Origin of the sequence: Thalassospira sp. ER-Se-21-Dark, assembly GCF_017922435.1 — a bacterium.
In the GTDB taxonomy this organism is placed as follows: Bacteria; Pseudomonadota; Alphaproteobacteria; order Rhodospirillales; family Thalassospiraceae; genus Thalassospira.
In genome coordinates, this window is sequence record NZ_VDEZ01000006.1 from 19,485 (window position 1) to 38,074 (window position 18,590).

Sequence of the window (18,590 nt, forward strand, 5' to 3'; positions counted from 1 at the left end):
CATCCTGCGGAACTTCAAGGCGCAAGCGACCTGCACAAAGCGCTTTTGAACCGTGCAAGGATGTGACTGCCCATGCTTTATATCGTTGACCGCCGCAAGAACCCGACCGGCAAAAGCCTTGGCAACAGGCAACGTTTCATGCGTCGCGCAAAGGCCCAGATCAAAAAGGCGGTTGAAAGCACCATCCGGTCGCGTGGCATTACCGATATCTCCAGCGGCGACCAGATTACCATTCCCGGCAAAACATTGAAGGAGCCGGGCTTTCACCACATGGGACGTGGCGGCAACCGCAATTATGTCCTGCCTGGCAACAAGAAATTTGTTCCGGGCGATCGCATTGCCCGTCCGCAAGGTGGCGATAGTGGGTCTGGCGGATCGCAAGCAAGCCCCGATGGCGAGGGCGAGGATGAATTCCAGTTCACCCTGACCCGTGACGAGTTCCTTGATATCTTCTTTGAAGACCTTGAACTGCCGGACCTTTTGAAAAAGAGCCTGAAGCAGACCACCGCGTTTCGAAATGCGCGCGCGGGCTTTTCGGTCGAAGGCACGCCATCAAACCTTAGCCTTGTGCGCACCATGCGCAATTCGCTGGCCCGGCGGATCGGACTGCGTCGCCCGAAAACGGCCGAGGTCCGCGAACTTGAAGAAAAGATATCCGCCCTTCAGGCCAAGGCGGAAAAACGCCCGAATGGCAAGCTGACCAAAACTGACGAGGAAACGCTTCATACCCTGCTGGAGGATCTTGAAGAGGCCAAACGGCGGATGAAGGCGATCCCGTTCATTGATCCGATTGATACGCGTTTTAACCAGTTTCAACAGATCCCCGATCCCAATACACAGGCAGTGATGTTCTGTTTGATGGATGTGTCCGGATCGATGTCCGAACAGATGAAGGAACTGGCCAAGCGGTTCTTCATGTTGCTTCACCTGTTCCTGCATCGCAAATACGAACATGTCGAGGTGGTGTTTATCCGCCATACATCGCGCGCAGCCGAGGTGGACGAGGAAACCTTTTTCTATTCGCGCGAAACCGGTGGCACGATTGTGTCCACCGCACTCGAGGAAATGAAAAAGGTGCTGGTGGATCGTTATCCCACCGATCAGTGGAACATCTATGCCGCGCAGGCATCCGATGGCGATAACTATTCCAATGACGGGGCAAAATGCACGGCCCTTCTGGCCCAGGACCTTTTGCCCAAGTGCCAGTATTACGCCTATATCGAAATTACTGACGAGCGCGAGGCCGAGATTTTCGCCGCCGCCGAGGGCGAAACCGCCCTTTGGAAATCTTATGCCCCGCTTGCCAGAGACAATCCACGCTTTGCGCTTAAACGGGTAACCAAGGCAGCCGACATCTTCCCGGTATTCCGGGAACTGTTTGCCAAAAACCGTGCGGAGGCAGGCCGATGAGCTCCAAGACCAAATCCGCCGACAAATTGCTTTTCACCAGTGCCGACTGGGACTTCGAGACATTGAAAGCCACCTATGACGCGATTGAGGATATCGCGCTGAATGAGCTTAAGCTTGATGTCTATCCCAACCAAGTTGAGGTGATCACGTCCGAGCAGATGCTTGATGCCTATTCATCGATTGGCATGCCGTTGATGTATCACCACTGGTCGTTTGGCAAACGCTTCGTGCGCGATGATGTCATGTATCGCAAGGGCTATCAGGGGCTGGCCTATGAGATCGTGATCAATTCCAACCCTTGCATTTCCTATGTGATGGAAGAAAACACCATCGTCATGCAGGCGCTGGTGATCGCGCATGCGGCGTTTGGCCATAACCATTTCTTCAAGAACAACTATCTGTTCAAGCAATGGACAGATGCCGACGGCATTCTGGATTATCTGCAATTTGCCAAGAGCTATATCGCCAAGTGCGAGGACCGATACGGCTTTGACGCGGTCGAGCGCATTCTCGATGCGGCGCACGCCCTGATGGATCAGGGGGTGAACCGCTATTCCCGACCGGAAAAACCCAACTTGGCGGCCGAGCTAAAGCGTGAACGTGAACGCGCCAAGTATGAAGACGAGACATACAACGATCTGTGGCGCACTCTGCCCCAGCCTGATCAGGGTGATCAGGACATGGACGAGCTTAAACGCAAGATGCGGGTCGAGGAACGCCGTGCGCAGTTCGGCTTGCCGGAAGAAAACCTGCTTTATTTCCTCGAAAAGAATGCCCCGACCTTGCAAGCCTGGGAGCGTGAGATTTTGCGCATCGTGCGCAATATCGGGCAGTATTTCTATCCGCAGAAACAGACCAAGATGATGAATGAAGGCTGCGCGTGCTATGTGCATTACGCCATCATGAACAGTCTGTATGACAAGGGCCTGATTTCCGAAGGTGCTATGATGGAATTCATCGACTACCATTCGCGTGTGGTGTTTCAGGCCGAATATGATGATCAACGCTATTCTGGTTTCAACCCCTATGCGCTTGGCTTTGCGATGATGCAGGATATCCACCGCATCTGCGTTGATCCGACCGAGGAAGACCATAAATGGTTCCCCGATATCGCGGGCAACAATGAGCCGGTCGAGACCCTGAAAGAAGCGTGGGCGCATTACCGGGATGAAAGCTTTATCCTGCAATTCCTGTCGCCCAAGGTCATGCGCGACATGCGGATGTTCATGATTGATGATCTCAGTTCATCACCGCACCTCGAAGTTGCCGCCATCCATGACGACAATGGGTATCGCAAGGTGCGCCGATCCTTGGCGCGCATGCATGACATTTCTGTGCGTGAGCCCGACATGCAGGTGGTTGATGTCGATATCCGTGGCAACCGCCAGCTTTACATTCAGCATACCGAGCATGAAGGCATCCGCCTTGAAAAGTCGGAAGCGGAAATGACGCTGGGCTATATCGGGCAGTTGTGGGGCTATGGCGTTACCTTGCAGGCCGTCGATTATGAAAGCGGCGAAATCCTGCATGAGGTGAATTACACACCGGATGATCTGGTCGGCAACTAACCACGACCTTCTGGCAAAAAAACAGACTTTTGAAATCCGCGCCCCAAATGGGTGCGGATTTTTTATGTCGGGTTTGGAAAAAGCCAAACCGATCAGGCGATGGATAGTAATTTCATTAGGTTGCCTGTTATTCCTTCCGCCCGGACTTCCGACTTCATCGAACCGTCATGCATTATCGCGCAACTCCGAATTGATAGATCGGTCAATTGCGGTACAATAGCATCACGGGAGTTTGAAAGAATAATCGTTCCAAATCAGGCGTCTGTGACGATTGGCACATCGCTTTGGCGGCCAAGCTTTTATCTTTCCGATGTAATCAGCCCCAACCTAATGGGGTACAAGAATAATACTGAGCATCTGCCGCGCCGGGGGACCGCATTCCGGCACGTTGAGGGAGACCACATTATGATCACGCGTCGCGGACTCTTGAAAGGGTCGGCTGCAGCGACCGTTGCTGCAGGCATTGCGCCAATGCCCTGGCTTGTTTCGCCATCGAATGCGATGGAAACAATTGCAAGCCAATCCCCCATCGGCATCAACGACGATTTGCCCAACCCGATGGAAATCCATTCGGTTGATGGGCGCCTGAAAGCCGATTTTTTCATGGATGCCAGCGACTATTCGCTGCCAAGCGGGCCTGCCAAGCTTCGCATTTTCAACGCATCCATTCCCGGCCCGACCATTCGCATGAAGCCCGGCGACACACTGGAACTGGCATTTGAAAACCGCATGCCGCCCAACAAGGATGCCGGCGAGGACGTGGTCACGAATGTACCGAACCGGTTTAACACCACCAACGTCCATTATCACGGCTTCCATGTCAGCCCGCGCGGCAACAGTGATAACGTCTATTTGCAGATTGAACCGGGGCAGAGCTTTAACTATGTCGTGAAGTTGCCGGTTGATCACCCGGCGGGCAATTACTGGTATCACCCGCATCGCCACGGATCGGTGTCGGCACAGGTCGCATCGGGCGCGGCAGGCATGGCGATCATTGGTGGCACGCTTGACGAAGTCCCAGAAATCGCTGCTGCACTTGAACGCGTTCTTGTGCTTCAGGCGCCGATCCCGGGCATTGACGGGTTGCTGGAAAGTGAAAAGCCGATCTGGCCGCTGGATGCCGAACGCGACTTCCTTGTGAATGGTCAATACCGCCCGAAAATCTATATCCGCGAAGGCGAAGTTCAGCATTGGCGATTGCTGAACGCGGGCGATGCGCAGTTCATCCCGCTGCGCGCAGATGGCATGGAAATGCATCTGATTGGTCTGGATGGCAACCCGTTGCCCAAGGCCGAACAAACCGAAGAATTCCTGCTGGCACCGGGGAACCGCGCGAACCTTTTGATCAAGGGTGTTAAAACCGGCACCTATGCACTGCGCCGCCCGGCCTTCATGCAGGGCAAGGCCAGCCTGCCCGAAGAACATCTTGCCGATATCATCGTGATTGCGGCCGATGATCCGCGTGTTGGCAAGGATGTCAAATTCGGCAAATCAATTCCGGCGGGTGATTTGCCCAAGAACGAGATTCTGACCGACATCACCGACGATGAAGTCACCAACCGGCGCAAGTTCGTTCTGGGTGTCAAGGATGTGTCAGGCTTCTTTGACGACACAGAATTTACCATCAACGGTCAGGGTTTTGATCCGAGGCGTGATGACGTTGTCGCCAAACTGGGCGCGGTCGAGGAATGGACGCTGATCAACACCACACCCTTCCCCCATCCATTGCATATCCACGTGAACCCGTTTCAGGTCGTCTCTATCAATGGCGAACCGGATGAACGCAAACCCTGGATGGACACCATTGCCGTTCCGGCGGCGGGAACCGTGACTTTCCGCACCCGCTTTGTCGATTTCACCGGCCGCTACGTTATGCATTGCCACATCCTGCCGCATGAAGACACCGGCATGATGATCAACGTCAATATCGAGGTATGATGATGCGATCCTTTGCACACACCGCCAGCTTTACCGCGGCCATCATGATCGCATGGTCCGCCTTTTCCGTGACAGATGCCAAGGCCGATGATGCCAAACCCGATGCGATGCCAACCGCGGCTTCGCAATGCCTTTCGTGTCACGGCACCAACGGCAACCCGGCCCTTAAGGATGTTCCGATCTTATTGGGTCAACAGCCGCTTTATCTTGAAAACGCCATTCGCGCCTATCAGGAAGGTCGCCGCACCGGTGGTCAGGCGCTTGTCATGCATGAAATCGTCAAAGACCTGAGCGATGCGGACATCAAAGCCATCGCCACCTGGTTCGGAGGGACACAATAATGAAACGTCTTATGCTTCCTGCACTTGCCGGTCTGATGATGGCCGCCCCTATGATGCACGCATCGGCAGATGAGTTGATTTATCTGACCGATGACAAGGGCACCGAGATTTTCATGGATGCCGAATTTACCGGCCCCTATTTCGAACTGGCGAGCTATCTTGAAAGCGAACACATCCTGACTTTCTGTGGCCCGGCCAGTATTGCCGCAACCATGAACAGTCTGGGTGTCGAACGCCCGCAGCCCTATCGCCTGTATCCGTGGGGCCTGTTTACCCAGGAAACGGTTTTCACCCCCGAAAACCAAAAAGTCAAATCCTATGCCATGGTGGAGCATGACGGCCTGATCCTAAGCCAGATTGCCACCTTCTTTGAAAATCTGGGTGTGAAGGCCAAATACCATCACGCCAACAACTTTGATGAAGCGTGGCTTCGCGACACCATCAAGGCCGCACTTGCCGACCCGAACATGCGACTGGTGGCGAACTATTCGCGCAAGCCGATCGGTCAGGTCGGTGACGGGCATGTTTCGCCGATTGCCGCCTATGACGAGGATACCGACCGCGTACTCGTTCTTGATGTTGCCAAATACAAATACCCGCCGGTCTGGATGACCATCGAAGACCTGCGCACCGCCATGGCAACGATTGATAGCGGATCGAACAAGGCGCGCGGCCTTGTCGTGGTAAGCAAATGAAGATTTCACGACGCGCCCTTTTAGGGTCAATCTCGTTATTGCCGCTGGCCCCGGCTGCCACCCGTGCACAGGCACTGGGCAGCAATGCGGTGTTCTATGACATTGTGCGTCAGATTGGCGGCATTCCCGATATTTCGGATCATCTTCTTGATGCCGCCAATTACGAGTTTCTTGCGACCTATGGTGCGGCAGCCCAGCGTGAATTCGTTTATGCGCTGCGTACCGGTGCGATTGCCGGACGCATCAAACAAGCCAGCCCGGAAATTCAGGAACAGGCAGCCTTCGTTGCCCGTCTGCTTTATACCGGCGAAGTGATGCGTAATGGCGCCTACAAGGCGATCTATTATCCCTGGTGCCTTGGTTGGAAATCCCTGACCTTTGCCACAGCACCGGGAACCTGTGGCGGCCCGGCCTTTGGTCATTGGGCGCACCATCCGGTCACGGGGGATATGTGATGGAAGCAACCGTCGTCATCATCGGATCGGGCATGGCCGGATCGCATCTGGCCTATAGCCTTGTGCAAAAGGGCATCGATGTCATCATGCTCGAAGCAGGGCCGAAACGCACGCGCGCCGAGAACCTGAAGACTTTCTATGAGAACCCGGTCAAGGGACCGCAGTCGCCTTATCCGTCAGAGCCCTATGCACCGCATCCCGAAGACGGGAAGTATAACGACTTCTACGTTCAGGGCGGCCCAGATCAGTTTATCGGTGCGTATCTGCGTTTGTTTGGCGGTACGACCTGGCACTGGACCGGCTTTGCCGACCGGTTGCGTCCGCATGACTTCACCATGAAGTCGACCTATGGCGTTTCACGCGATTGGCCGATCAATTATGACCTTCTGGTGCCCTATTACGTCGAAGCTGAAAAACGCTGGGGTGTTGCCGGGGATCCAAACTATCCGTGGGGCGCGCCGCGCGATGGCGCCCCCTATCAGATGCCACCAATCCCGATGAGCTATATGGATCAGAAGGTCACCGAGGCACTGGATAAACTGGGTCTGCATTCAGCCCCGTTTTCCCATGCCCGCAATTCCGAGATTTACGACAAGCGCCCGGTTTGTTGCGGCAACAATACGTGCGTGCCGATCTGCCCGATTGGCGCGAAATATGACGCTTCGGTTCACGCCCAAAAGGCCGAGGACCTTGGTGTCCGGGTTGAGACCGAAGCATTGGTCACCTTTGTCGAGGTCGGTGATGATCAAAAGATCAGCCGTGTGAAGGTCCGCAAACCCGACGGGTCGGAATTCTGGGTAACGGGGAAATACTTTGCCGTTTGCTGCCATGCGATTGAAAACCCGCGTCTTCTTCTGAACTCGGCACAGGACAATGCCCCCAAGGGTGTTGCCAACAGTTCCGATGCGGTCGGACGTAACCTTTTGACGCAAGCCAACCAGGACAGCTGGGGCATGCTTGATGAGCAAATCTTCCCCTATCGCGGTCCACAGCAGACCGGTGGTCTGGTGGAACTGCGTGATGGTGACTTCCGATCTGACTATGCCGCTGTTGGCACCAGCTTCATGAATGATGGCTGGTCGGGCAATTCCGATGCCACCAATCTGGCGAAGGATCTGATTAAAAAGGGTATGGTTGGTCAGGAACTGGCCAATGCAATCAATGATCAGATTTCCCGGCATCTGCGGTTAAACAGCTCGGCCGAGGTTTTGGCAAACTGGAACAACCGGGTCGAGCTTGCCGATGAAAAGGACAGCTCGGGCATTCCGCGCCCGAAAGTGACCTTTACCCTTGATGACTACACCAAAAAGGGATTGGCAAATGCGCTTGAGGTCAATCGCAAGATCTTTGCAACCCTTGGTGTGGCCGACATGCAGACCGATACCCCGTATCTGTCGAATGCGATTATTGGTGGAACCACGATCATGGGCTCGGACCCGAAAACATCGGTCGTGAATGCGGATCTTGTCGCGCATGATCACAGCAATCTTTATATTCTGGGATCAAGTTCGCATGTAACAACACCGGTCAATGCCCCGTCCTTGACCATTGCCGCACTGGCGATCCGTGCGGCTGATCATATGGCCGATGCATTGACCAAATGAATACACCACTCAAACGACTGATCCTGATTGAAACAGGGCTTCTTGCCCTGTTCGTTCTTCTGGGCAACGGAATGCGATCTGTCGCAACCATGACCGTTTCCGTCTCCCAAGGTGAGTTTGCAAGCTTCCTGAACATTTCGGTCGAACGCACCGATATCCTGATTGAAGTCCTGATTGGTGGTGCTGTTATGGCACTCGCCATCGCGCCCTTTGTGATCAACAGTCACACTGCGCGCAAGGTCTGCCTTGCCACCGCCATCCTTGCCAGTGCCAGCTATGCCGCTGTCGGGTTGACCATGCACTGGGATCCGGCCCTTTCCGTGCGTGAAATCATCGTTCTGGCCAGCTTCTGCATGGGTGGCTTTGCGATTTCGTTCTTTGCCCCGCTGGCACAGCTTGCGATCAGCCAGACCAAGACGGATCGCGAAAAGGCGATGCTGACAACAGTCTGGACCGCCGCCCAGCCGATGGCGTTTCTGATTGCGCCACAGCTGGTTAAATATGTCGCCTTTGATGTCGGCACCGGGAATTACTTCCTGATCCTGGCCGTGATGCCTTTGCTGTTTTTGTTGATCATGCCGATGGTGATGGGCGCTGCCGCGCCAACAATCACCGGAAATACCGGCATAAAACAGGCGCCCAACTGGAAACTGATCGGTCTGTTTCTGTCGGTCGTCATCATTTTTGAAGCATGGACAACTGCCAACAGCTTCCTTGGCGTTGAAAGCCTGACGGGACTTGGCCTTATGTCGGCTTTCCTTGTTTTGTCGGCCGTTTTGTATTTCAGTGTGAAATCGTCAGTGCCGCACGACACCAAACTGCCATCTGATGCGATTTTCCTGTTGGTGGTGTTATTCATCCTCGAAATCCCGACCACCGGTGTTTACGACACCGCTTATCTTGTGCGGCATCTGTGCTCGTCAGAATTGATTGATGATCGTGCGACCCTTGGAGCAGCCTGCCAGGTGATCATGGTGTTTGCCGCCGGGGCCCTGATTGCACGTAATCCGGTCTGGCGCGAACGACTTTGGCTGCTTGCCATTCCATGTCTGATCGTTTCATCGGTTGCGACGATCTTTTACCCCTACCCCGCAACGGATGCGGCCCTGTTCTATTGGACCAAGATGCTTTCAAGTATCGGGATCGGGATTGCCACAACAATTGTGGTTAGTGCTGTGATCGCATCGGCCAATGGTAACAAGCTGATCACGCTGGCCCCGGCATTCGTCATCATGTTTGGTACAGAAGTCGGGATCGAGATCCTTGAAATCACGTTCCAGATTTCAAAACTGGCGGGGCTTGGCGTAACACCAGCCTATCAGATGGTTTTTGTCGTACAGGTAAGTGCTGTGTTGCTGGCCACCACACTTATGGCGTGGCGCTGGCTTGCACCGAAAACACAAAAAACTTCTGCCGCCTGACTCAGGAGGACAACAGTCATCGTAATTGGCGCGCGCCTTTGGCGTGCCTGCGGGGAACTAAGCCATTACAAGACTTCCTAATTGGAGCTAAGCCTAGCTTTGTTCGCGATCTGGCGACCATGACCCTTTCAAAGGCATCGGCAAGACACAATATCAATTAATGGTTGCCATGCTTATTTCTCCGGGGGCTCTAGGAGCAACAGATTGCAAAACCGCTTTTGGGTATTGCTGATATCTGCCGTCATGTTTTCATTTACCGCCCCACCCGCACGGGGCGAAGAAATCGTGCGCATGGCCTTCCCGACCGGTGCGGTTGAGTTCTTCAGATACGAGTTCGGCGTTATCGAGCTTGCGCTTGAACATGCCGACGGCGAGTTTCGGCTTGTGATCGAAGAATTCGCGGGCATGACACAGGCGCGCATCAGCTCAATGATGCAAGAGGAAACGGTGGATGTCATGTTCACCGGTTACAGCCTCGAGCGAGAAGCAACGTTCTTGCAAGTTGACGTTCCGATGACACGAGGCTTGCTGGGATATCGTGCTTTCATCACGCATAAGGAAAACATCCCGGCTCTTAGTCAGGCAGCTTCTCTGGAAGAATTGAAAAAATTCTGCATCGGCACCGGGTCAGATTGGCCGGATGCCAGCATCATGGAGAAAAGCGGGTTTTGCGTTGATCGCGCACCGCGTGATCAGCTTTGGCCGATGGTCGCCAATAAAAGATTTGATCTTCTGAGCCGTGCGGTGCACGAGGGCTATCGCGAAATTGATGTTATCAGCCGGGAATATCCCAACGTCGTTCTCAGCCCGTCACCGGTTCTGGCGTATCCGTTTGATCTGTTCATTTACGTGAACCGCAATAATGAACGACTGCATGCGATTTTGACGCAGGGACTTTCGCGGGCCTATAGCACTGGCGACTTCATGCGACACTTCTTATCGAACCCGCATATTCGCCAGGCGCTCGAAACACTGAAGGATCCTGACACCCAGATTATCCAGATTGAAAATCCGGATATGAGCCAAAAGTCGCGCGACATTGACCCCGCACTTTGGGAAAATATCGTGCGCCGCAATTATGATGATAACTTTGGCTATGAACCCCGGGATCAGATGTAAATCCGATATTTATCAAAACGATATCTGATTTACTGCATATGCAGATTTTTCGTTCTTAAAACGGAATAATCTTATTTGGATCAGGCAATGATCCTTAATCGGTTTAATTTTCCAGCCAGTATCGGTGAATGTCGGCGCTGTTATGCTCTGTCATTTCCGGGTTACCAAGATCAATTATCCGTAAATCTGGATGGTCCTGCAGGAACCGGGTTGCATAGGCAATTCCGGGATGTGCCTGAAAATATTTGTCGATCGCGCCGTTTTCTGTCGCCGCCTGAAAGCCTTGTTCGATCAGGTCATGAAGGGATTTGCTGTCGCGGCGAACATAAAAATAGAAATCGTATGGATAACGCAGCAGCAATTTTGGATAAACAACAAGGTCATACTGCCGCAACAACCTTTTGACGTTTTCTGTTTCGAGTTCATGCATCGCCAGATGCATGACGTCGAACCGGCGCGTTTTAAGCATCGAATAAAGATTACGCCCCGGCCCTCCGACCACACACAAACCTGCCTGTTTGAAGATTAGGGTATCAACCCATGAATTGCCGGAACCGATACAAACATCTTTTAGGTCCATGAGGGTTTCGACTTGGCCAAGTTCTTCGACCATATCAGGCCGGGTAATCAACAAACGATACCCCTGCAACCCCTTGGTCAGAGGATAATCGATTTGAAGCAGATGACTTTCGGCATATCGGCTATACCCGGCAAGGGCAATATCGACCTGACGTTCATCAAGCATGACAAATCCACGCTTTTGCGACAAGCTATCTACAGGGACGATTTCCAGTCTGTTATTCCCCCGTGCGTACTGCAGTGCCAATTCGAGCAAGCCTGTCTGAAGAGCAAAGTGCGTCTCACTACCGGCCGGCAATGGTAGTTTGAATGTCTCGGCGTACAGAGGGGTGGTCAACATCACGGGAAGAATGGCCAACCCACAAAAATATCTGAAAAATGAAACCATTACGCCCGCAACTCTTTCCCCAAATTTTCAGGAATTTACCTTTGCCAATTCAGATGGGGATTGCCACGCATGGAAACATCCCTGCTGGTAAGGACGGGTCGAAAAAACATTCATCACTTTGTAATTCTTATAGAAACAACTGATCAACGAAGATCATTTTACCGATCTGTTGTGATTCTCCTTGACGTTTTGTTATGTTATATCATAACAACGCATACCAAGTAACACACCCATTGCAAACCGGATCAACCACATGCCTTCCTTGCGCCGAGCCCTCCGTCACATTCTTTTTACCGCCCCGATCCTAGTTGCCGCCCCGCTGACCGCGGTTGCCCATGGCGACGATGCCCCGAAAGTCGTGACCTCGATCAAGCCGGTCCACGGCATCACAAGTGCCATCATGAAAGATATCGGGGAGCCGGTTTTGCTGATTGATGGCGCGTCTTCGCCGCATACCTATTCTTTGCGTCCAAGCGAGGCGCGTGCGCTAAACGATGCCGATCTGGTGATCTATGTTTCACATGCGCTGGAAGGCTTCCTTGAAAAGCCGCTTGAAAGCCTTTCTGGCCATAGCCATCAGCTTGAACTGGTTTCCCTGCCGCAACTGTCATTGCGCAACATGCGCGAAGGCGGCACGTGGGAAGGTCACATGCATGCACATGAGGGCGACGCGCATGACGATCATGAGGATCATGACGACCATGTGGACGAACATGAAAAACATGACGATGATGACGCCCACCATGACGCCGCTGAACACCACGAGCATGAGGGTATCGACACGCATATCTGGATGGATCCGGCCAATGGCGCGACCATCGCGATTGCCATCGCCGATGAACTGGCCGAGATTGATCCGGAGCATGCCGAGGACTATCGCGCAAATCTTGAGACGTTACTTGCAAGCCTGACCAACCTTGGTAATGATCTTCGGGAAAAAGTTGCACCGGTTCAGGACAAGCCCTATGTGGTCTTCCACGATGCCTACCAGTATCTCGAAGCAGGCTTTGGCCTGAATGCGGTCGGATCGATTACCGTTTCGCCAGATCAAAAGCCCGGAGCCAAACGCCTTCATGAAATCGAAGACAAAATCCACGATACTGGCGCTGTCTGCATATTTGCCGAACCGCAATTCCGCCCGGCAATCGTTCAGGCCGTCGTGTCTGACACTGGCATCCGGACTGGCACGCTTGACCCGCTCGGCTTTGATATTGCTGCGGGGCCGACTGCCTATCAGGAAATTCTCGCACAAAATGTCGACGCACTTGTCGATTGCCTTGGCGACGCTTCGTAAGCGCACAGCAATGATTTTGGTTGCCGGCATGACGATGCTGGCAACCGCCCCTTCGGCATTTGCGCATCCACATGTCTGGATCGACGCGAATGCCGAATTCGTTTTTGAGAACGACAAGATTACCGCCATTCGCGTGCGCTGGCTGTTTGACGATCTGTTTAGCATGACCATGATCGACGAGTTCGACAAAAACCACGACACCCGGTTCTTTGACGAAGAAAACACCGCCGTACACGACAATGCCTTTGCAGCCCTTTCCGAGTTTTCCTGGCTGACACATCTGCGCAAGAACGAAGAACTGGTATCCTTTGCCAGTGCGACTGATTTTGTTGCCGATATCACCGATGACCGCCGGGTAAGCTATGACTTCAAGCTGATGCTCGAAACACCACTCGATCCGATCAAGGATGCCATCAGCCTGTCTGTTTATGATGCCGAATACTATATCGATGTCGCCTACACACAGGTCGATCCCGTCCTGTTTGCGGGGGCCAAAAACCTGTCCTGCCATTTCGAGATGAGCGAAGATGAAAAGAACCGCATCTATTTTGACCTGCTCGCGCCGGTCCGTGCCGATGTTGTTTGCGCGGCCAAGGTGGCGGATGGCAGCAGTTCTGGCGGCCTTGCTCCTGGCGATTTCGTTCTCGTCGAATAATCCGGCAGCCGCACAATCGTCAAACCTTCTGGGTCGCGGGGCCGTTGACAGCCCCCAAAGTGCCCCGGCACCCAATCCGGATGCCGATAATACCGAAGAAAGCCTGATTGCCCTGCCCGACTGGCTTTCAGACCTTATTGGTCAGACGGTGACTATTCAGACCAAACTCAATCGTGAAATCACCACCACGCTCCGCGAAGCAAAGAACGGTGACAGTTTCTGGCCGGGCCTTGTCATTATTGCCCTGTCCTTTGGCTATGGCGTTTTTCATGCGGCTGGCCCCGGCCACGGCAAGATGATCACCACCACCTACTTCCTGTCCCGCGACGCCGGATGGAAACAGGGTGTGGCGATGGGCAGCCTGATTGCCGCCGTTCAGGCGGTTTCCGCCATCGTCATGGTGGGCGGCCTGACCCTGGTTCTTAACCTTGGCCCGGCAGCGGTCACCAAGAACGGCCTGATCATGGAGGCGGTTTCATACGCCCTGATTGCCGCCTTGGGCGCAGTGATGGCGCTTCGCATCCTGCAAGGCCGTGATGACTGTTGTGATCACCACGGACCACATGGCAATCACCATCACCATGATCATGAACACGACCATCATCACGATCATCATCATGACCATGCACACGGTCACGCCCATGACGATGAACCCGTTGCCCAATCCAGCTGGCAGATGATCTCAACCGGTGTTGTCGCAGGTTTGCGCCCCTGTACCGGGTCGATCCTTGTGCTGCTGTTTACCTTGGCCAATGGCATGTTTCTGATCGGGATTGGCGCCGCCTTTGCCATGGCGTTTGGGGTTGCAATTACCATCAGCCTGATCGGACTGGCCGCCATCGGCATTCGCACAGGCACACAGCATCTGTTCAGCGTTTCGGAAACGTCTTCCGGGATCATTCGCCGCACGAGCGGCTTTACCGGGGCTGCAATCATTACCCTGTTTGGTGTGATGCTGTTGCTGGCGTCGGCAAGACAGCTTGGCTGGCTTTGAGCCGGACATAAAAACAGCCCGCAAGGGGGTACTTGCGGGCTGAAAACGATCTCGTCTATTTGGGCAAAACGGCCTCTGCCTTACTGAGCAGAGACAACTTTCATCACCAGTTTCCCGTCCGGCTTGATCGGGCCGTCTTCCTTGGCGCCCAGGGTGTATTCGAATACGCCCGTTTTCATGCCACCGGCTTCGGAATGCACCATCAGCATCAACATTTCGCCGGACTTGACCGGTTCCTGCAGGATGGCTGTTACGTCCATGTTTTCACCCTTTTTAAGCGGTGCATAGCCAACGACCGGTCCCGGCTTCATATCGCTGTTGGTGCGATGGACAACCAGCCAGCCGTTTTCGCCAGCCATGATTTTCGATGCGGTCACCACGCCAGCCGAAACATCCTGATCCATGGCTTCGACCATCGGACCCATTGCGTTTGCCGCACCGGCACCGCCGAATACAAAACCGGCACTCAGCATCATTGCCGTGATCACGCCGGTTGCTTTTGCCGTTGCTTTGGCTTTGAAGGTCATGTGAAGTCTCCTTTGCTTTTGATCTGGAACGCGCTGTTTTCTGCGCTCGCTCATGTCATGCGTTTCATCGCACACACAGAAGCTACGCAGCCAAATCAATCGGGTTTCAGCAAAGGTGATTTTTTTTTACTGAGCGACGGAAATCAGGCGCCCATGGATCGCAGGACCGGTTGGCTGACCGGTCGGTGAACCGCCTTCGGGCTCAAGGCTGATACCAAACGTTGCATTGCGCAACATGGCGGGATCAAATCCGCCAAGCTGCTTGGTGGTCGGATTGGCGATGTTTTCAAGTAGGCCAAGCGATTTTGGTTTTGGCCCGGTTTCCTCAGTCACAATCCACAGCTGATAGGTCTTGCCTTCGGGTACTGTCGCCTCGACCGGGCGAATGGTAACTTCGCGGGTTTCAAGATCAACACTCATGACAAATGCCGGTTGGGTGTCATCCCGGTGGAAGACGGCAACAAACTGCCCGTTCTGGACCGGGGAATTCAGATCACCTGAAAGCACAACCACAATCAGACTGGCCGCAATCGCCGCCGCCCCCAGCGCACCGGCACGCCACACGGCCAGTCGACGTTTGAGTTTGGCGAATTCCACCACACCCGGCACCTGTTGGCTGGCGGCTTGGCGCGCAGCCTGTGCGGCACCTTCGATCCGGGCACGAATACCGGCAAACAGATCGCGCGACGGGGCAACCGCATCATAATGGGCGTTTAACGGCGACAGGCGCGCTTCCCAGTCGGAAATCGCGCGATCAAGTTCGGGTTCCTGGCTGCGACGTGTCTCAACGGATTGGCGTTGCGCGGGCTCCAGAGTCCCCAACACATATTCCGCCGCCAACATGTCAATATCATCCCGGTCCGTCATGTTCCCAGGCATTCCTTTAATTGTCTCAGGCTGCGATGCAGCCATGTCTTGATCGTTCCGACCGGTTGGGCAAAGCGTTCTGCCAGTTCGGCACGTGACCAGCCTTCGAGATATGCCAGCTTCACAATTTGCTGGCGGTCGTCTTCGAGATCGTTTAGGCAATGGTCAAGCTGGCGCATCTCGTCTGCAACCGCCATCTGGTCAAATGCAGAGTCCGGCGATATCAGCGTATCAATATCTGCATCCTCGATATCGGCTTCCGGGCGTTGCCGCCGGACGATATCAATCGCCCGGTTGCGGGCAATGGTTGCCATCCATGTGATGATCGAGGCACGACCAGGTTCGAAATCACCCGCCTTTTGCCAGATACGCACATAAATGTCCTGAAGGGCGTCCTCGCTCTCGGCGCGATTTCTCAAGATACGCAGGACGATACCGAAAAGTTTCGCTGATGTTGCATTATAAAGCTGTTCGAAGGCATCCGTATTGCCTTCGATCGACTGCCTCAGCAGGTTTTCCAAATCCCGGGTCGATGTCATACCCACCGCCACATGCATACAGCCCGCCAGACGTGCGGCTGTATGAAAGAAACAAATACGGAATCGCGCATGATCCCGAGCCATAAGTCATTACGCAGCCAGATAGCAACCTGATCAATTTTATTTCAAAGAAAACAACGCGCAGGGTTGCCTGCTGGCATGTCAGGTTTGCCACTCAGACCTGATATTCCTCGGCGATGTTGTTAGCCGCCTTGATCAGGGCGTCCATCACAAGACGCACGCCCGGTGATCGACGCATATCCGGGTGCACCACCATCCACACACTTTCACGGCTGCGGCCTTCGACGTCTGCGTGGATCAATTCGAGTTCATCATCGCGATCACCAAAATAGCGCGGCAAAACTCCGACACCATGCCCGGCGGCAATGAACTGACGGACGGTTTCGGTATCATCAGCACGGAACCGACAGGGCAATTCGCGATCAAGGACCGTGCGCACCCATTCCCGTTTGGACGCGCCATATGTGGTGTCCTCATAACCGCAGAACTCCCAATCCATTTCCGGCACGCGGTCCTTGTAGCCAACCCCGCCATACAGCCCCACACCCAACTCAACCAGTTTGCGGGTAATCAGGCCAGGTTCGCGCGGCGTGATCATGCGTACGGCGACATCGGCTTCGCGTCGCGCCAGATTGACGATGTTCGCCGCACCAACGATTTCGAATTCGAGTCCCTTATGCGCCTTGAGCAATCGGGCAAGGCGCGGCGCGAACAATACGCGTCCGGCAACCGGGGGCACGGAAATGCGCACAACCCCGTGGGCGGCTTCATCGCCCTTTGCCTGTCGCTCAAATGTCAGGGCTTCTTCTTCGACTCGTTCGGCCACAGGAACAAGGTTTCGACCCGCTGATGTCAGTTGCCAGCCACGTGGTAATCGGTCAAAAAGTTTTGTGCCAAGATCACTCTCGAGTGCCTCGATCCGTCTCGCAACGGTGGTATGTTCTTTACGCAACCGTCGCGCTGCACCGGACAGGCTATTTTCTTCCGCAAGAACAAGGAAGTAGCGTAAATCATTCCAATTCATAGGCGTTATTTGGTCCCTTGGAATCTGTCAAAATCGTCGTGCATTTTTGCACAGTAGCTATGCAAAACAAAGTAGTTCCCGTTTTATTTCGCATATGACATTTTCCGCCCATCGAAACGCAAATCAACCGTAGATCATAGGAGGCCATCATGGCACACACGGTTTCCGCTGCACCGCAATTCAATGCTGCTACCGACCCGTTCGCGAAACGCATGCCGTTCGGATCGCTTCTGAGCCAGATCGCCAACAAGATCGGTAAGGCACGTGCACCCAAAGCCGCGAGCTACGGTTGGGATTCACTGAGCCATGCTGAACTTGCCGACCTTGGTCTGCAGCGCAAATTCAACGGTTCGACCTGGTATGTTGACCGCATTTCGCGCTAAGGCGTGATCGGGCGCGGCACCGATATCGCCGCATGGACGACCCTGATAGAAAAAGGGACCCAACCGGGTCCCTTTTTCGCATTTCGGCTTTGGCTACTGAGCCCAAAAATATCAGCCGCGCAGCGTCTTGACCTTATCGGTGGCTTCCTGCGCAAGTTTGGTGATCTTGCCCCAGTCGCCTGCCTTGACCGCATCCTTGGGCGCAATCCATGAACCACCGACGGTGATGATGTTTGGCAGCGCCAGATAATCAGCAAGGTTGGCAAGCGAAACGCCACCGGTCGGACAGAATGATACCTGCGGGAGCGGGCCGGAAATGGCTTTGAGCATCGAAACACCGCCCTGCTGTTCAGCCGGGAAGAATTTCAGCGTGTCATAGCCATGGTCAATCAGGTTCATGATTTCCGACGGCGTACCGGCACCCGGAAGCAACGGGCATCCGGTATCTTTGGCTGCCTTAAGCAAACCTTCGGTATGGCCGGGCGACACGGCAAAGGCACAACCGATTTCGGCCATGCGTTCCATCTGTTTGGCATTGATCACGGTGCCAGCACCGGTCATCGCATCGGGCACCTCGGCGATGATGCGCTTGATGCTTTCTTCGGCTGCGGACGAGCGTAGGGTGATTTCAAGTACCGGCAGACCACCGGCGACAAGCGCCTTGGCCAGCGGCACGGCATCGTTGGCGTCTTCGATCACCAGAACCGGAACGACCGGTGCCTTGGACAGAATTTCACGCGATGAAAGGCTCATTAAGTTTCCTCCAGG

Annotated in this window: 19 protein-coding genes; 13 read left to right on the forward strand and 6 right to left on the reverse strand. The window is 54.2% G+C overall.

All coding sequences use genetic code 11. From position 1 onward, the window contains the following. The first annotated feature begins 72 nt into the window (after nt 1-72). From FHI25_RS18545 to FHI25_RS18585, 9 genes are all read left to right on the forward strand, one after another. Nucleotides 73-1,410, forward strand: a complete 1,338-nt coding sequence (locus FHI25_RS18545) for a YeaH/YhbH family protein (protein ID WP_210520321.1) — start codon at nt 73-75, stop codon at nt 1,408-1,410. Then, nucleotides 1,407-2,978, forward strand: coding sequence for a SpoVR family protein (locus tag FHI25_RS18550; RefSeq protein ID WP_210520323.1), 1,572 nt, complete (start codon nt 1,407-1,409; stop codon nt 2,976-2,978). The genes FHI25_RS18545 and FHI25_RS18550 overlap by 4 nt, the downstream gene beginning before the upstream one ends. Nucleotides 2,979-3,383: 405 nt before the next feature. Then, nucleotides 3,384-4,916, forward strand: coding sequence for a multicopper oxidase family protein (locus FHI25_RS18555; protein WP_210520325.1), 1,533 nt, complete (start codon nt 3,384-3,386; stop codon nt 4,914-4,916). Between the two features lie 2 nt (nt 4,917-4,918). Then, on the forward strand, nt 4,919-5,257 hold the full coding sequence (locus FHI25_RS18560; RefSeq protein WP_245227999.1) for a c-type cytochrome: 339 nt from the start codon (nt 4,919-4,921) through the stop codon (nt 5,255-5,257). Continuing rightward, a complete protein-coding gene (locus FHI25_RS18565; RefSeq protein ID WP_008892116.1) occupies nt 5,257-5,952 on the forward strand; it encodes a phytochelatin synthase family protein in 696 nt (231 codons plus the stop codon). Before FHI25_RS18560 ends, FHI25_RS18565 begins: the two co-directional genes overlap by 1 nt. Then, the gene (locus FHI25_RS18570; protein ID WP_210520327.1) at nt 5,949-6,407 is read left to right on the forward strand and encodes a hypothetical protein; all 459 of its coding nucleotides are present in this window, start codon (nt 5,949-5,951) and stop codon (nt 6,405-6,407) included. The genes FHI25_RS18565 and FHI25_RS18570 overlap by 4 nt, the downstream gene beginning before the upstream one ends. Further along, nucleotides 6,407-8,011, forward strand: a complete 1,605-nt coding sequence (locus tag FHI25_RS18575) for a GMC family oxidoreductase (protein ID WP_210520329.1) — start codon at nt 6,407-6,409, stop codon at nt 8,009-8,011. Before FHI25_RS18570 ends, FHI25_RS18575 begins: the two co-directional genes overlap by 1 nt. Beyond that, nucleotides 8,008-9,432, forward strand: coding sequence for a hypothetical protein (locus tag FHI25_RS18580; RefSeq protein ID WP_210520331.1), 1,425 nt, complete (start codon nt 8,008-8,010; stop codon nt 9,430-9,432). The genes FHI25_RS18575 and FHI25_RS18580 overlap by 4 nt, the downstream gene beginning before the upstream one ends. Nucleotides 9,433-9,675: 243 nt before the next feature. Further along, complete coding sequence (locus tag FHI25_RS18585; RefSeq protein WP_246879217.1) at nt 9,676-10,551, forward strand: hypothetical protein; 876 nt, start codon at nt 9,676-9,678, stop codon at nt 10,549-10,551. Between the two features lie 103 nt (nt 10,552-10,654). Here the strand turns inward: FHI25_RS18585 and FHI25_RS18590 are convergent, their stop codons facing one another. Beyond that, on the reverse strand, nt 10,655-11,518 hold the full coding sequence (locus FHI25_RS18590; protein ID WP_210520335.1) for a hypothetical protein: 864 nt from the start codon (nt 11,516-11,518) through the stop codon (nt 10,655-10,657). Nucleotides 11,519-11,771: 253 nt separating this feature from the next. Here FHI25_RS18590 and znuA point away from each other — a divergent pair, with 253 nt between their 5' ends. Genes znuA through FHI25_RS18605 form a run of 3 tightly spaced genes read left to right on the forward strand, consistent with a single transcriptional unit; the run spans nt 11,772 to nt 14,461 of the window. After that, nucleotides 11,772-12,812: a zinc ABC transporter substrate-binding protein ZnuA gene (gene znuA / locus FHI25_RS18595; RefSeq protein ID WP_210520337.1), complete on the forward strand. Its 1,041-nt coding sequence runs from the start codon at nt 11,772-11,774 to the stop codon at nt 12,810-12,812. Continuing rightward, nucleotides 12,772-13,467 carry a DUF1007 family protein gene (locus FHI25_RS18600; RefSeq protein WP_210520339.1) on the forward strand — a complete coding sequence of 232 codons (696 nt, stop codon included), beginning with the start codon at nt 12,772-12,774 and terminating at the stop codon, nt 13,465-13,467. Before znuA ends, FHI25_RS18600 begins: the two co-directional genes overlap by 41 nt. Further along, complete coding sequence (locus tag FHI25_RS18605) at nt 13,415-14,461, forward strand: high frequency lysogenization protein HflD (protein ID WP_246879218.1); 1,047 nt, start codon at nt 13,415-13,417, stop codon at nt 14,459-14,461. The genes FHI25_RS18600 and FHI25_RS18605 overlap by 53 nt, the downstream gene beginning before the upstream one ends. Nucleotides 14,462-14,541: 80 nt before the next feature. Here FHI25_RS18605 and FHI25_RS18610 read toward each other — a convergent pair whose 3' ends face one another. The 4 genes from FHI25_RS18610 to FHI25_RS18625 all read right to left on the reverse strand — a co-directional run bounded on the left by FHI25_RS18610 (nt 14,542) and on the right by FHI25_RS18625 (nt 17,439). Then, the gene (locus FHI25_RS18610; protein WP_210520341.1) at nt 14,542-14,988 is read right to left on the reverse strand and encodes a hypothetical protein; all 447 of its coding nucleotides are present in this window, start codon (nt 14,986-14,988) and stop codon (nt 14,542-14,544) included. Between the two features lie 126 nt (nt 14,989-15,114). Then, nucleotides 15,115-15,855, reverse strand: a complete 741-nt coding sequence (locus tag FHI25_RS18615; protein ID WP_210520343.1) for an anti-sigma factor — start codon at nt 15,853-15,855, stop codon at nt 15,115-15,117. Next, complete coding sequence (locus tag FHI25_RS18620; protein WP_246879219.1) at nt 15,852-16,394, reverse strand: sigma-70 family RNA polymerase sigma factor; 543 nt, start codon at nt 16,392-16,394, stop codon at nt 15,852-15,854. The genes FHI25_RS18615 and FHI25_RS18620 overlap by 4 nt, the downstream gene beginning before the upstream one ends. Nucleotides 16,395-16,569: 175 nt before the next feature. Beyond that, the gene (locus FHI25_RS18625) at nt 16,570-17,439 is read right to left on the reverse strand and encodes a LysR family transcriptional regulator (RefSeq protein ID WP_210520346.1); all 870 of its coding nucleotides are present in this window, start codon (nt 17,437-17,439) and stop codon (nt 16,570-16,572) included. Nucleotides 17,440-17,588: 149 nt separating this feature from the next. Between FHI25_RS18625 and FHI25_RS18630 the strand changes: the two genes are divergently transcribed. Then, nucleotides 17,589-17,822, forward strand: a complete 234-nt coding sequence (locus FHI25_RS18630; RefSeq protein WP_064790530.1) for a hypothetical protein — start codon at nt 17,589-17,591, stop codon at nt 17,820-17,822. A gap of 111 nt (nt 17,823-17,933) precedes the next feature. On the opposite strand, the gene FHI25_RS18635 is transcribed toward FHI25_RS18630, so the two are convergent. Then, nucleotides 17,934-18,575 (reverse strand): bifunctional 4-hydroxy-2-oxoglutarate aldolase/2-dehydro-3-deoxy-phosphogluconate aldolase, encoded by a 642-nt coding sequence (locus FHI25_RS18635; protein ID WP_210520348.1) that lies wholly within the window; start codon nt 18,573-18,575, stop codon nt 17,934-17,936. Nucleotides 18,576-18,590: the final 15 nt, after the last annotated feature.

Coding starts and splice junctions, on each gene's coding strand:
- FHI25_RS18585 (WP_246879217.1), top strand. CDS start 9,676: ATGTTTTCATTTACCGCCCCACCCGCACGGGGCGAAGAAATCGTGCGC.
- FHI25_RS18550 (WP_210520323.1), top strand. CDS start 1,407: ATGAGCTCCAAGACCAAATCCGCCGACAAATTGCTTTTCACCAGTGCC.
- FHI25_RS18580 (WP_210520331.1), top strand. CDS start 8,008: ATGAATACACCACTCAAACGACTGATCCTGATTGAAACAGGGCTTCTT.
- FHI25_RS18560 (WP_245227999.1), top strand. CDS start 4,919: ATGCGATCCTTTGCACACACCGCCAGCTTTACCGCGGCCATCATGATC.
- FHI25_RS18615 (WP_210520343.1), bottom strand. CDS start 15,855: ATGACGGACCGGGATGATATTGACATGTTGGCGGCGGAATATGTGTTG.
- znuA (WP_210520337.1), top strand. CDS start 11,772: ATGCCTTCCTTGCGCCGAGCCCTCCGTCACATTCTTTTTACCGCCCCG.
- FHI25_RS18610 (WP_210520341.1), bottom strand. CDS start 14,988: ATGACCTTCAAAGCCAAAGCAACGGCAAAAGCAACCGGCGTGATCACG.
- FHI25_RS18630 (WP_064790530.1), top strand. CDS start 17,589: ATGGCACACACGGTTTCCGCTGCACCGCAATTCAATGCTGCTACCGAC.
- FHI25_RS18620 (WP_246879219.1), bottom strand. CDS start 16,394: ATGACATCGACCCGGGATTTGGAAAACCTGCTGAGGCAGTCGATCGAA.
- FHI25_RS18575 (WP_210520329.1), top strand. CDS start 6,407: ATGGAAGCAACCGTCGTCATCATCGGATCGGGCATGGCCGGATCGCAT.
- FHI25_RS18600 (WP_210520339.1), top strand. CDS start 12,772: ATGTCGACGCACTTGTCGATTGCCTTGGCGACGCTTCGTAAGCGCACA.
- FHI25_RS18570 (WP_210520327.1), top strand. CDS start 5,949: ATGAAGATTTCACGACGCGCCCTTTTAGGGTCAATCTCGTTATTGCCG.
- FHI25_RS18565 (WP_008892116.1), top strand. CDS start 5,257: ATGAAACGTCTTATGCTTCCTGCACTTGCCGGTCTGATGATGGCCGCC.
- FHI25_RS18545 (WP_210520321.1), top strand. CDS start 73: ATGCTTTATATCGTTGACCGCCGCAAGAACCCGACCGGCAAAAGCCTT.
- FHI25_RS18555 (WP_210520325.1), top strand. CDS start 3,384: ATGATCACGCGTCGCGGACTCTTGAAAGGGTCGGCTGCAGCGACCGTT.
- FHI25_RS18590 (WP_210520335.1), bottom strand. CDS start 11,518: ATGGTTTCATTTTTCAGATATTTTTGTGGGTTGGCCATTCTTCCCGTG.
- FHI25_RS18605 (WP_246879218.1), top strand. CDS start 13,415: ATGGCAGCAGTTCTGGCGGCCTTGCTCCTGGCGATTTCGTTCTCGTCG.
- FHI25_RS18635 (WP_210520348.1), bottom strand. CDS start 18,575: ATGAGCCTTTCATCGCGTGAAATTCTGTCCAAGGCACCGGTCGTTCCG.
- FHI25_RS18625 (WP_210520346.1), bottom strand. CDS start 17,439: ATGAATTGGAATGATTTACGCTACTTCCTTGTTCTTGCGGAAGAAAAT.